Origin of the sequence: Nonomuraea sp. NPDC049152 (assembly GCF_040648355.1) — a bacterium.
GTDB lineage: Bacteria > Actinomycetota > Actinomycetes > Streptosporangiales > Streptosporangiaceae > Nonomuraea.
Genome location: NZ_JBEZDO010000009.1, coordinates 250,899 through 263,252, shown reverse-complemented (window position 1 = coordinate 263,252; position 12,354 = coordinate 250,899). Strand labels below are relative to the sequence as shown.

Below are 12,354 nucleotides of genomic sequence, written 5' to 3'. Positions count from 1 at the left end.
GGGCACGACTACCTCACGGGGCACACAGACTCCTCACGTTCGAGTCCAGATCCCCTCAGTGTATCCAGGTGCGTCACCCGCGCGTCGGCCGGTAGGCAATCACACGATCACGAGCGCCCGCAGCTCGACGTCCGACAGCCGCTCGCGGCCCTTCAGAAAGGCCAGTTCCATGAGGACGGCGACGCCGACGACCTCGGCCCCCGTCCGCCGGATCAGCTCCACCGTCGCCTCGGCCGTACCGCCCGTGGCCAGCACGTCGTCGACGATGAGAACGCGGTCACCGGGGTCGAAGGCGTCCCTGTGCACCTCGATGGTGGCCGAGCCGTACTCCAGGTCGTAGGAGGCCTCCAGGGTCGCCGAGGGCAGCTTGCCCTTCTTGCGGACCGGCACGAACCCCGCGCCGGCGCGGCAGGCGGCCGGCGCGGCCAGGATGAACCCGCGCGCCTCGATGCCGACGATCTTGTCCACGCCAGGGAAGAGGCCGGCGAGCTCGTCGACGACCGCGCCGAAGGCCTGCGGGTCGGCGAGGAGCGGGGTGATGTCCTTGAACACGACGCCCGGCTTCGGGTAGTCGTTGACGTCCCTGATCCGGTCGAGGATCAGCTGGCTCAGCTCGCTCACGTCGGGTCGTCTCCCTGTTCGTCTGGTGCGTCCGCCTGCCGGACGCATCACCTTCCCACACACCGGCCCCGCCGACGACACCGGGCCCTTCCGGCCGGCGGCAGAGCGACGCCCCCGTCCCCGGTGAGGGAGCGAGGGCGTCGGAGGCGGAGCAGCGGTCAGTTCTTGGCGGTGGCGGGCCGCTTGGCGCCGCCCTTGCCCCCGCCGGTGGAGGCCAGACGCTTGGCGATCGCCTGGTACTTCGGCTCGCGCTCCTTCAGCGTCACCAGCAGCGGCGTGGCCACGCACAGCGAGGAGTACGTGCCGACGAGCATGCCGACGAACAGGGCGAGCGAGAGGTCCTTCAGCGTGCCCGCGCCGAGCACCGTGGTGCCGATGAACAGGATCGCCGCGACCGGGAGGATGGCGACGAGCGAGGTGTTCAGCGACCTGATCAGCGTGTGGTTGAGCGCGTCGTTGGCGGCCATCGTGTAGGTCTTCTTGGAGGTCGTGCCGAGCTTGGCGGTGACCTCCTTGATCATGTCGAACACGACGACCGCGTCGTACAGCGAGTAGCCGAGGATGGTGAGGAAGCCCAGCATGGTCGCGGGGGTGACCTCGAAGCCCGACCACGCGTAGATGCCCGCGGTGATGACCAGGTCGTGGATCAGCGCGACGATCGCCGCCAGGGCCATCTTCGGCTCGAAGGCCATGCTCAGGTACAAGATGATCGCGAGCATGAACACGCCGAGGCCGATCCAGGCCCTGTTCGCCACCTCACCGCCCCACGAGGCGCCGATCGAGGTGACGGAGATCTGATTGGTTTCGACGCCGAGGTCCTTGGAGACCGCCTGCTGCACCCTGCTGAGGTTGGCCTCGTCGAGGGTCTCGGTGGTCACGCGCCAGCCGGCGGTGCCGGCCTGCTGGACGATCGGCTGGTGGACCCCGGCCTCGGTCATGGTCTCGCGGACCTGCTCGATGGTGGCCTTCGGCGCGGTGAAGGAGAACACCGAGCCGCCCTTGAACTCCACGCCCAGGTTGAGCGGGCTGCCGTGGGTGACGGCGCTGAAGACCAGCCCCGCGAGGGAGAAGACGATCAGGAAGGCCGAAAGGCCGTACCACAGCTTCCGGCGGCCGACGAAGTCGACGTCGATCTCGCCTCGGTAGAGGCGACGCCCGAGTCCCATGTCAGGCCTCCTGCGGGGTGGTCGTACGAACAGTCTCCGGCCCCATGCGCTCGGCGTCGAGACCGGAGAGCTTGTGACCCTTGGCGAAGAACTTCAGCCTCGCCAGCATCGCGATGAACGGCTTGGTGAACAGGAACACCACCAGCACGTCGATGAGCGTGGTGAGGCCCATCGCGAAGGCGAAGCCGGCCACACCGCCCACGGCCAGGAAGTAGAGCACGATGGCGGCGATGAACATGACCGCGTCGGCGATCAGGATCGTCCGCCGCGCGCGCACCCACGCCACCTCGACGGCGGCGCGCAGCGTGCGCCTGCCCTCCTTCATCTCGTCTCTTATTCGTTCGAAGTAGACGATGAAGGAGTCGGCCGTGATGCCGATCGAGACCACCAGGCCGATGATGTGCGGCAGCGACAGGCCGAAGCCCGCGTAGGTGCCGAGCAGCACGACCGCCTCGTAGGTGATGATCGAGGCGACCACGAGGCTCAGGACCGCGACCAGGCCGAGGCCCCTGTAGTAGAGCAGCGAGTAGAGGACCACCAGGCCGAGGCCGATGGCGCCGGCGATGAGGCCGCCCATCAGCTGGTCCTGGCCGAGGGTCGAGGAGATCGATTCGATCGAGCTGCGCACGAACTTCAGCGGCAGCGCGCCGTACTTCAGCTGGTCGGCCAGCTGGGTCGCGGTCTGCTGGGTGAAGCCACCGGTGATCTCGGCACGCCCGCCGGGGATCGGCTCGGTGATGTTCGGCGCGGTGATGACGACACCGTCGAGGACCACGGCGACCATGTTGCGCGGCGCCTGGGCCTTGTAGGCCTCGCTCGTCAGGGCCGACCAGGCCGTGGCGCCCTTGGCCTTGAAGTTCAGCTGGACGACCCACTGGCCGGTGGTCTGCTGCACGCCGGCGCTGGCGGTGTCGATGTCGCTGCCGACGACCCGGGCCTTGTCCAGGATGTACTTGGCGCTGCCGTCCTCGTCACAGGCGACGTACGGCTTGCTCGGGTCGTCCTGGACGCCCTGACCCTTGTTCTTGGCGCAGTCGAGCTGGTTGAACTGCTTGACGACCGCGGGGTCGATGCCGGCGAGCGCGGGGTCCTGCGTCGGCTGCCCGCTCGGCTGGGCGCTGGGCTGCGCGCTGGGCGTCGCGGACGGCGTCGCCTTGGCGTTCTTGCCCTTGCCCTGCTGACCCTTGTCCTGCTGGCCCTTGTCGGCCTGGCCCTTGCCCTGCTGGCCCTTCTGCTCGGCGCCTGCCGTGGCCGAAGGCGACGGGTTGGGCGAGGTCAGCGCGGACGACAGGGCCTTGCCTGTCGGCGAGGCGCTGGGCGAAGGGGCCTGAGCCGACGGCTGGGCGCTCGGCTGCGTGGAAGGCTGCCCGCTCGGCTGCGTGGAAGGCTGGCCGCTGCCCGAGGGCGTCGGCGCCTGGGTGGGCATGGTGCTCGGCTGCGGCTGGGCCGCCTCGGCGGCCAGAACCTGACGGAACCGCAGCTCCGCCGTGGTGCCGACCAGCTTGATGACCTCGTCCTTGCCCGCGCCGGGAACCGAGATGACGATGTTGTCGCCGGACTTGGCGACCTCGGCGTCGGAGATTCCCGTGCCGTTCACCCGGTCACGGATGATGTTGACGGCGAGGTTGAGGCTCTCTTCGGAAGGGGGAGAGCCGTTCGGTGTGATCGGCGACAGCGTCGCCGTCGTGCCGCCCGCGAGGTCGAGTCCGAGCCTCGGCGTGAACGCCGGGTGCAGGAACATCGCCCCGCTCATGGCGAGGATGAGCGCCAGGAGCAACAGGAGCGTGCGCCCCGGCTTGCTCTGGCCGCTGGTCGGTCGGGCCACTGGTCGTCTGTTCTTTCAGTTAGAGGTCTGCCGCAAGCCTAGTCAGGACTTCTTGCTGTTCGTGTCCTCATCGTTGTTGCGGTCGACCGGCTCGTCGACTCCGTCGGAGTCCTTCGTCTCAACCGTCTCAGGCGCCGCCGTCTCGGAGACCGCCGTGGCGGCGATCTTGTCGTCGGCGGTCGGGGTGAGGACGCGGCCGATGGCCGCCTTCACCCAGCGGGTCTCGACGCCGGGCGCGACCTCCAGGATGACATCCTCGTTGTCAACCGCGACCACGGTGGCGAACAGACCGGTGGTGGTCATGACCCTGGCGCCGGGCGCCAGGGAGTTCTGCATCTGAGCCGCTTCCTGCTGCCGCTTGCGCTGCGGCCTGATGAGCAGGAAGTAGAACACCACTACCAGCAGGACAAGTGGCAGGATGTTCATGAGCGTTGCTGAATCCACGAGGGCGACCTTCCATCGTCTATCAAAGATGATGACACCGGCTCCGAGCCGGAAATTCCATGCGTTGCGTCGAGGGCCGCGCCGCTCAGCCCATCAGCTTACACAGCCAGCCAAGCCACGGAGTGTAGGCGGTTGTTGCGAAACCCGGCAACGAGGCAGCGATTCGGCGCGCGGGGAAGTTCCCAATTCGCAATGCTTGAAACCGTTCTGTGACCGCGTGCTCCATCCCTCGGGCCAGCGGGCCGGCAGGTGTCCATCTTGACAGGACCGCAGGGGTGTCCGGCGCGCCAGGGTCAGAAGGGCGCCTCCGGCGGCGGGGTGAGCCCCAGGTGAAGCCAGGCGGCGCTGGTGGCGACCCGCCCGCGCGGCGTGCGGGCCAGCAGCCCCTGGCGCACCAGGAACGGCTCGGCCACCACCTCGACCGTCTCCGGCTCCTCCCCCACGGCCACGGCCAGCGTCGACAGCCCGACGGGTCCGCCGCCGAACTTCCTCAGCAGCACGCCGAGCACCGCCCGGTCGAGCCGGTCGAGGCCCTCGGCGTCGACCTCGTAGAGGTTGAGCGCGGCCGAGGCGATGTCGCGGGTGATGATGCCCTCGGAGCGGACGTCGGAGAAGTCGCGCACCCTGCGCAGCAGCCGGTTGGCGATGCGGGGCGTGCCGCGCGAGCGCCTGGCGATCTCGTGGCCCCCCTCGTCGGGCAGCGACACCCCGAGCAGCCTGGAGGAACGGCGCAGCACCTGCTCGAGCTCGGCCACCTCGTAGAAGTCCATGTGGGCGGTGAAGCCGAACCTGTCGCGCAGCGGGGCGGGCAGCAGGCCCGCCCTGGTCGTCGCCCCCACGAGCGTGAAGGGCGCGATCTCCAGCGGGATCGCGGTCGCGCCAGGACCCTTGCCGACGATGATGTCGACCCTGAAGTCCTCCATTGCGAGGTAGAGCATCTCCTCGGCGGGGCGGGCCATCCGGTGGATCTCGTCGATGAACAGCACCTCGCCCTCGGTCAGCGTCGACAGGATCGCCGCCAGGTCGCCCGCCCGCTCCAGCGCGGGGCCCGAGGTGATGCGCAGCGGGGCGCCGAGCTCGGCTGCGACGATCATGGCGAGGGTGGTCTTGCCCAGCCCCGGCGAGCCGCTCATCAGCACGTGGTCGGGCGGCCTGTTGCGTTTGAGCGCGCTCTCCAGCACCAGCGAGAGCTGCTCACGGACCCGCGCCTGGCCGATGAAGTCGGCCAGCCGTTTCGGCCGCAGCGCCGCCTCGATCTGCAGCTCGTCGCCCTCCGCGTCAGGCGACACCAGGTCGCGCTCGATGCTCACCGCTCCTCCCTATCGCCGTTCGTGCGGCCGTGCCAGGCTCCCTGCTGCCTCATCGGACGCTCAGCACTCTCAGCGCCGCCTTGAGCAGCACCGCCACCTGCGGCTGCCTGCCCGCCGCTACCTCGGCGTCGGCCTGCGGCTCCACCAGGGCGATCGCCTCGTCGGCGTCCCTGGTGGAGTACCCGAGCCCGACGAGGCCCGAGTGGACCTGCTCGCGCCACAGCGGGACGGCGGCGTGGCCGTTGAGCGCGGCGTTGACCGCCTCCTCCGGCGTGCCGAGCTTGTCCTTCAGCTCCAGCACGATGCGCTGGGCGCCCTTCTGGCCGATGCCGGGGATCCTGGTCAGCGCCTTGAGGTCGGCCGATGCGACCGCGACGCGCAGCGAGTTGGGGGTGTGGACGGCCAGCATGGCCAGCGCCAGCTTCGGGCCGACGCCGCTGGCCGTCTGGACCAGCTCGAAGACGGTGCGCTCGTCGTCGGTGGCGAAGCCGTACAGGGTGAGCGACTCCTCCCTGACGACGAGTGAGGTGGCCAGCCTGCCGTGCTCGCCGACGCGCAGGGTGGCGAGCGTGCCCGGCGTGCAGTGCACCAGCATGCCCACCCCGCCGACCTCGAGCACGGCCGAGTCGGGCGCGAGGGCCGCCACGACCCCGGAAACCGACGCGATCACAGCGCACGTCCTCTCGATGCCTTGGCCAGCGCCTCGGCCAGTCTGTTCTGGGTGCCGCCCCGCCACACGTGGCAGATGGCCAGGGCGAGCGCGTCGGCGGCGTCGGCGGGCTTGGGCATCTCGGCCAGCCGCAGCAGCCTGGTGACCATGGCGCCGATCTGCTTCTTGTCGGCGGTGCCGCTGCCGGTGATGGCGGCCTTGACCTCCGACGGCGTGTGGAGCGCCACGGGCAGGCCGCGTCTGGCGGCGCAGAGCACGGCGATGCCCGCCGCCTGCGCGGTGCCCATCACGGTGCGGACGTTGTGCTGGGCGAAGACGCGCTCCACGGCGACCGCGTCGGGGCGCACGTCGTCGAGCCACTGTTCGATACCGCGCTCGATGCCGACGAGCCTGGCGCCGAGGTCGTCGTCGGCCGAGGTGCGGACCACGCCGACCGCGACGAGCTTGAGCTGCGCGCCCGGGCGGCCTTCGACGGCCCCGAGGCCGCATCTGGTCAGCCCTGGGTCGACGCCCATCACCCGCACGCCAGCCCTCCGTTCGCTGCCGAACATCTGTTCGGCAGCGAACTCTACCCTGGTTGGGCGGGCGGCGCACGGCGAAACACCCGTCAGGAGGCGAGCATGACGGGGAGGCAGGGGATCAGAAGTAGTCGAGCATGTAAGGGGTGCCGGCGAACGCCGCGTCCAGCGCCTCGTCGAACTCCGCGGAGCCGGACAGCAGGCCGCCGAGCCGTAGTGTCGAGGTCGGGATCCCCGCGTACAGCGCCGACAGGCCGTTGACGGTGAGGCGCGGCCCCTCCCCCTCGGCGGCGCTCGCCGTACCCGAGCCGCCCGAGATCTCCAGTCGCCAGGTGCCGGTGTTGGAGGGACGCTCGGGGTCCTCGACCGTGACCACGGCGTTCGCGGAGATCATCGGGGGGAAGCCGCGCCTGGCGATCGCGTCGGCCACGTCCACGACGCGGAACATCCACCGCGTCCGCTCGACCTCTTCCTTCGACCGCTCGCGCAGCAGCCACAGGACCGGGTCGTCGGGCGCGACCGCCGCCGTGACCTTCGTGGCGATCGAGGAGGAGGTGCCGACCAGCGACCAGAGCGCGCGGGCGGTCGCCTCCGAACCCGCGACCAGGTTGTCGACGGAGATGTCGCCCTTGTCCCAGCTGTAGGTGACGTAGCCGTCGTCGGCCAGGTACAGGAAGTCGTCCTCGTCGTCGAGGAAGCGGCGCCACGAGGCCTCGTCCCAGCAGATGGGGCCGCTGGCGCGGTTGGCGGCATGAACGCTGCCGACGATCGCGATCACCTCGGCGGCGTCATCGGGCCCCATCCTGCGCAGCTTGACCGGCTCGGTGAGGCGGATGGCGCGCAGCGCCTCGGGGGACAGCGTGACGTTGTTCTTCGCGCCTGCGTGCTCCCAGCCGAGCGAGCGGTAGATCGGCGTGGTGGCGGGGTAGAGCGCGGAGACGGCGTCCCCCATCTCGGCGGCCCTGGCGAGGACGGCGCGCATGAGCCGCCTGCCCACGCCGCGCCCGCGGTCCTCGGGGTTGACGACCACGCCCGCGACCCCCGCCATCGGTTGCGGCCTGCCGTGCCACCACTGGGTGAAGCGCGGCAGCCGAGCGGCGCCGGCCAGCCTGGAGCCGTCGAAAGCACCGAGGAAGCGTCCCTGCTCCAGGGTGGCCCGCGCCGTCGCGCGCCAGGCGTCGGCGAGGTCGCCGGGCAGCGGGCCGAAAGAGCGTTTGCGGGTGTCGAGGACGGCGTCGAGGTCGTCAGGCGTCATGTCACGGATGTCCACAGCACGTCAACCTACGCATCGCGGGACACGCCTGGCGAACCGTTTAGGCGTCGAGCTTCTCCATGACGTCGTCGCTGACGTCGAAGTTGGCCCAGACGTTCTGCACGTCGTCGCTGTCCTCCAGCGCGTCGATCAGGCGGAAGACCTTGCGCGCGCCGTCCTCGTCGAGGGGGACGTTCATCGTGGGAAGGAAGCTCGACTCGGCCGAGTCGTAGTCGATGCCCGCCTCCTGCAGCGCCTTGCGCACCGGCACCAGGTCACCGGCCTCGGAGACGACCTCGAACGACTCGCCGAGGTCGTTGACCTCCTCGGCGCCCGCCTCGAGCACCGCGACCAGCACGTCGTCCTCGGACAGCTCGTTCTTGGGCACGATCACGACGCCCTTGCGGTTGAACATGTACGACACCGAGCCCGGGTCGGCCAGCGAGCCGCCGTTGCGGGTCAGCGCGACGCGCACCTCGGAGGCGGCGCGGTTGCGGTTGTCGGTGAGGCACTCGATGAGCACCGCGACGCCGCCGGGCGCGTAGCCCTCGTACATGATGGTCTGCCAGTCGGCGCCGCCGGCCTCGAGGCCGCCGCCGCGCTTGCGGGCCCGCTCGATGTTGTCGTTGGGCACCGAGTTCTTCTTCGCCTTGAAGATGGCGTCGAAGAGGGTGGGGTTGGCATCCGGGTCAGGGCCACCGGTCCTGGCCGCCACCTCGATGTTCTTGATGAGCTTCGCGAACAGCTTGCCGCGCTTGGCGTCGAGTGCGGCCTTCTTGTGCTTCGTCGTCGCCCATTTGGAGTGGCCGGACATTACCTAGAGCTCCCTCACCATGTTTACGAAATATTCGTGCACGCGAGTGTCCCCGGTCAGCTCCGGGTGGAACGATGTCGCGAGCAACGGTCCCTGGCGGACCGCGACGATCCTATCCCCAGGGGGCGCGGTCGCCAGCACCTCGACGTCAGAACCCACCGATTCCACCCATGGGGCGCGGATGAAGACGGCGTGCACGGGGGTGCCGGCGAAGGACAGGTCCGACTCGAAGGAGTCGACCTGGCGGCCGAAGGCGTTGCGCCTGACGACCATGTCGATGCCGCCGATCGTCTGCTGCCCGTCGATCCCGTCCTGGATCCGGTCGGCCAGCATGATCATTCCGGCGCACGAGCCGTAGGCGGGCATGCCCTCCTTGACGCGCAGCCGCAGCGGCTCGAGCATTTCGAAAATCTCGGCGAGCTTCCACATCGCGGTGGACTCCCCGCCGGGGATGACCAGCCCGTCGACGGCCTCGAGCTCGGCGGGCCTGCGCACGGCCATCGCCTTGGCGCCCGCCTCCTCCAGCATCTGGACGTGCTCGCGCACGTCTCCCTGGAGTGCGAGTACACCGATCTTGGGCACGGTCGTCCTTCCTTCGTGGTCCGGGTTCCCCTGATTCAACACCAGGGTGGCCCGTGCTCTTCCTACAGGGCCACCCTGACGGCCATCGGCAGATGGTCGGAACCCCTGGCCTTCCGGTCGACCCAGCACCGCAGCACCCGGCCCTTCGGCACGAAGAGATAGTCGATCTTGCGCTTCTTCACGTAGGTCCACCGCATGCGCGGATCGCACTCGTCGTAGGAGCCGTAGGCGGCGACCCTGCCGGGCGTGAGGTTCAGATCACCGCCGAAGACGCTGGTGTGGCCCGCCTTGGGCGCGGCCGCCATCAGCTGCCTGACCTGCCTGTGCCGGTACGGCGCGCCGCGCTGCGCGTCGTCGTTGGCCATACCGGACGACAGGTGGGTGCCGCAGGCTCGCACCTTGACGGCGGGAATCGTCGCGCACAGGGCGGCGCGCCCGGCGAACCAGGGCGGGGAGGTCAGCGGCACGGTCTCGAAGTCGGCCGCGTGGTCGGCGACCGCCACCGTGACGCTCTGCGCGCCGCGCGGACGGCCGCTCCTGTCGGGATGGCACGCGTACGGCCTGCCCTCCGCGGTCGTCAGGCCCCATGACCTGACGGTCCAGCTCCTGCCCGTCCGCCATTCGAGCCACTGCTCGAGCGTGCCCGTGGCGCCGGTGCAGAACTCCTGCAGGAAGATCACGTCCGGGTCGCCGAGGAGGTGGTCGCCGATGTGCCACGCCAGCTCCTGGGCGCTTCTGCGGTACAGCTCGCAGGCCGCGTTGGTGCCCGTGCACACGTTCCACGTCATCACCGTGATGATGGCTTGATCCAGCATGAACAGTTATGCAACCACTTCCTGGAAGGTGTGGTCCACGTCCACGCGAGCCAGGGAGCGCAGGTGGTGCCGCCTGCCGTACAGGATGGCGATGCCGGCCAGGCAGCAGATCGCGCCCACCGTGTACGGCACGGCCACGCCGGCCTCCTCGCCGAGCTTGGTGGCGATGAACGGCGCGAGCGCCCCGCCCATCCAGCGGACGAAGTTGTAGCCGGCGGAGGCGACGGGCCTCGGCGCGTCGGAGACCTCCATAGCGGCCTCGGTGAAGACGGTGTTGCTGATGCCGATCGGGATGCCCGACAGGACCGTGAAAACGATGATCCCCACGTGGCCCGACAGCGCGATGCCGATCTGGAGGACGGCGAGCAGGGCCAGCACCGGAGGAGATTCTGGGGCGCGGAGCCGAAGAACCCCGGCCACGGGTCGCTTCCCTGTGGCCGGGGTTCTCCTCGCCGGAAAGTTCGCGCTACGGGCGCTCGGTCTCCAGGCGGACCGTGTCCTCGACGGTCATCTCGGGCACCGCCATGATCGACGGGTCGACCGGGCGCAGGTACGTCTGCTGCACCCCGGGCACCCGGTCCTCCACCACGAACGTCGCCCTGGTGTGCACGCCGGACCCGGGAGCCTGCACCTGCGGCACGACCCTGAAGTCGGCGGCCATCTGCTCCCGCTCGATCTTCGTCAGCACGTAGCCGCGCTGGTTGTTGTAGAACTTCAGATGCGGGTTGATCTTCAGGAACGGGTGCGTGGCCGGGTCGGAGTCCGCCCCGTCGCCGCCGGTGCTGATCGACGTGGCCACCAGCTCGGCGCCCACGGAGGGCCCGGTCGGGTCGTCGTAGTTGAGCTTCAGGTCGCTGGCCCAGTGCGCGTGCACGTCGCCGGTCAGCACGACGGGGTTGCGCACCTTCGCGTCGACCCAGCCCTGGGTGATTCGCTGGCGGGAGGCCACGTAGCCGTCCCACGCGTCCATGCTGGTGACCTTCACGGGCCCCGCGTTGTTGTCGCGCTGGGCGAAGAAGACCTGCTGCCCGATGATGTCCCACTGCGCCCGCGAGTGGTGGAAGCCGTCGATCAGCCACTGCTCCTGCGCCGCGCCGGTGATCGAGCGCGCGGGGTCCACCGCGGCGGGGCAGTCCCTGTAGCCGTCGCCACAGCCCTGGTCGTCTCGGTACTGCCGGGTGTCCAGCATGTGGAAGGTGGCCATGCGCCCCCAGCGAATCCGCCGGTAGAGCTGCATGTCGATACCCCTGGGGATGGAGGTACGACGCAGCGGCATGTTCTCGTAGTACGCGCGGAAGGCGGCCTCGCGGCGCTGCAGGAAGTTCGGCTGCGGCACCTCCGGCTTCTCCGGGATCTCGTCGGCCCAGTTGTTGTCGACCTCGTGGTCGTCCCACACGACCAGCCACGGCGCGGCGGCGTGGGCGGCCTGCAGGTCGGCGTCGGCCTTGTACTGGGCGTGGCGCTGCCGGTAGTTGGCGAGGGTCTCGGTCTCGGGGCCCTCGTGGTCGCGGACGTTGCCGCCGGGGATGGTGTAGGTGTCCTTGGTGTACTCGTACTGGTAGTCGCCCAGGTGCAGGACGAGGTCCGGGTGCTCCTCGGCCAGGCGGCGGTAGCTGGTGAAGTACCCGTGCTCGTACTGCGCGCAGGAGACGAACGCCATGGACAGCGCCCCGCCGTACGCCAGGGGGTGCGGAGCGGTGAGGGCGCGGCCGACGGGCGAGACGTAGGGGCCGACCCGGAAGCGGTACCAGTACTCCCTGCCGGAAGGCAGGTGGTCCACCTCCACGTGGACGCTGTGACCCCATTCGGGGACGGCCGTCGCGACACCGGCGCGGACGACGCGGCGGCATTGCTCGTCGGCGTAGACCTGCCACAGGACGAGGAAGGGACGCGACGGCATCCCGCCCATGCCGTCCTCGGCGAGCGGCTGCTGGGCCAGGCGGGTCCAGATGACGAACCCGCTGTGGTCCGGGTCGCCAGAGGCGACGCCCAGCGTGAACGGGTCGGTTCTGAGGCCGCGCGAGGCGAGGGTCGCGGCGCTCTCCGCGGCGGGGTCGGCGGCGGGGCCCGGGTCGGCGGAGGCGGTGGCGGGGAGCGCGGCGGTGGCGCCTGCGGCTAACCCGGTGACGAGGAAGGAGCGGCGGTTGAGCTTGGACACGGGTGCTCCCAAGGCGATCAGGTGCGGGACGCCCGTAGCCTTGCTGAAGATCATGACCCGGTGGTTAACATCGCCTGTCACACAAATGGCGCTTTTTACCAGCAGCCGCTCTATTCACGGAAATTTCCTCCGCGAGCCGCTTCGGGCCGGTCCTGCGCGGAAAAACGCCCAACCTCCCC

Annotated in this window: 13 protein-coding genes; all 13 read right to left on the bottom strand. The window is 69.8% G+C overall.

Annotation, left to right across the window (positions count from 1 at the left end):
- Positions 1 to 99: 99 nt before the first annotated feature.
- The 13 genes from AB0B45_RS19230 to AB0B45_RS19170 all read right to left on the bottom strand — a co-directional run bounded on the left by AB0B45_RS19230 (position 100) and on the right by AB0B45_RS19170 (position 12,229).
- Positions 100 to 669: an adenine phosphoribosyltransferase gene (locus AB0B45_RS19230; RefSeq protein ID WP_358132141.1), complete on the bottom strand. Its 570-nt coding sequence runs from the start codon at positions 667 to 669 to the stop codon at positions 100 to 102.
- A 110-nt stretch (positions 670 to 779) separates the two neighbouring features.
- The gene (secF, locus tag AB0B45_RS19225; RefSeq protein WP_358132139.1) at positions 780 to 1,787 is read right to left on the bottom strand and encodes a protein translocase subunit SecF; all 1,008 of its coding nucleotides are present in this window, start codon (positions 1,785 to 1,787) and stop codon (positions 780 to 782) included.
- Position 1,788: 1 nt separating this feature from the next.
- A complete protein-coding gene (gene secD / locus AB0B45_RS19220) occupies positions 1,789 to 3,612 on the bottom strand; it encodes a protein translocase subunit SecD (RefSeq protein WP_358132137.1) in 1,824 nt (607 codons plus the stop codon).
- Between the two features lie 42 nt (positions 3,613 to 3,654).
- Positions 3,655 to 4,056 (bottom strand): preprotein translocase subunit YajC, encoded by a 402-nt coding sequence (yajC, locus tag AB0B45_RS19215; RefSeq protein WP_358132135.1) that lies wholly within the window; start codon positions 4,054 to 4,056, stop codon positions 3,655 to 3,657.
- Positions 4,057 to 4,349: 293 nt separating this feature from the next.
- Positions 4,350 to 5,366 (bottom strand): Holliday junction branch migration DNA helicase RuvB, encoded by a 1,017-nt coding sequence (gene ruvB, locus AB0B45_RS19210; RefSeq protein ID WP_358132133.1) that lies wholly within the window; start codon positions 5,364 to 5,366, stop codon positions 4,350 to 4,352.
- A 49-nt stretch (positions 5,367 to 5,415) separates the two neighbouring features.
- Complete coding sequence (gene ruvA / locus AB0B45_RS19205) at positions 5,416 to 6,036, bottom strand: Holliday junction branch migration protein RuvA (protein WP_358132131.1); 621 nt, start codon at positions 6,034 to 6,036, stop codon at positions 5,416 to 5,418.
- Positions 6,033 to 6,560, bottom strand: a complete 528-nt coding sequence (ruvC, locus tag AB0B45_RS19200; protein ID WP_358132129.1) for a crossover junction endodeoxyribonuclease RuvC — start codon at positions 6,558 to 6,560, stop codon at positions 6,033 to 6,035. The genes ruvA and ruvC overlap by 4 nt, the downstream gene beginning before the upstream one ends.
- A gap of 115 nt (positions 6,561 to 6,675) precedes the next feature.
- Positions 6,676 to 7,824, bottom strand: a complete 1,149-nt coding sequence (locus AB0B45_RS19195; RefSeq protein WP_358132127.1) for a GNAT family N-acetyltransferase — start codon at positions 7,822 to 7,824, stop codon at positions 6,676 to 6,678.
- Positions 7,825 to 7,867: 43 nt separating this feature from the next.
- Positions 7,868 to 8,620: a YebC/PmpR family DNA-binding transcriptional regulator gene (locus AB0B45_RS19190; RefSeq protein WP_358132125.1), complete on the bottom strand. Its 753-nt coding sequence runs from the start codon at positions 8,618 to 8,620 to the stop codon at positions 7,868 to 7,870.
- Positions 8,621 to 8,623: 3 nt separating this feature from the next.
- The gene (gene pdxT, locus AB0B45_RS19185; protein ID WP_358132225.1) at positions 8,624 to 9,148 is read right to left on the bottom strand and encodes a pyridoxal 5'-phosphate synthase glutaminase subunit PdxT; all 525 of its coding nucleotides are present in this window, start codon (positions 9,146 to 9,148) and stop codon (positions 8,624 to 8,626) included.
- A 116-nt stretch (positions 9,149 to 9,264) separates the two neighbouring features.
- On the bottom strand, positions 9,265 to 9,990 hold the full coding sequence (locus AB0B45_RS19180; protein ID WP_358132124.1) for an endonuclease/exonuclease/phosphatase family protein: 726 nt from the start codon (positions 9,988 to 9,990) through the stop codon (positions 9,265 to 9,267).
- 33 nt (positions 9,991 to 10,023) lie between these two features.
- Positions 10,024 to 10,395: a hypothetical protein gene (locus AB0B45_RS19175; RefSeq protein ID WP_358132122.1), complete on the bottom strand. Its 372-nt coding sequence runs from the start codon at positions 10,393 to 10,395 to the stop codon at positions 10,024 to 10,026.
- An 88-nt stretch (positions 10,396 to 10,483) separates the two neighbouring features.
- Positions 10,484 to 12,229, bottom strand: coding sequence for an alkaline phosphatase D family protein (locus tag AB0B45_RS19170; RefSeq protein ID WP_358132120.1), 1,746 nt, complete (start codon positions 12,227 to 12,229; stop codon positions 10,484 to 10,486).
- Between the last annotated feature and the right edge of the window lie 125 nt (positions 12,230 to 12,354).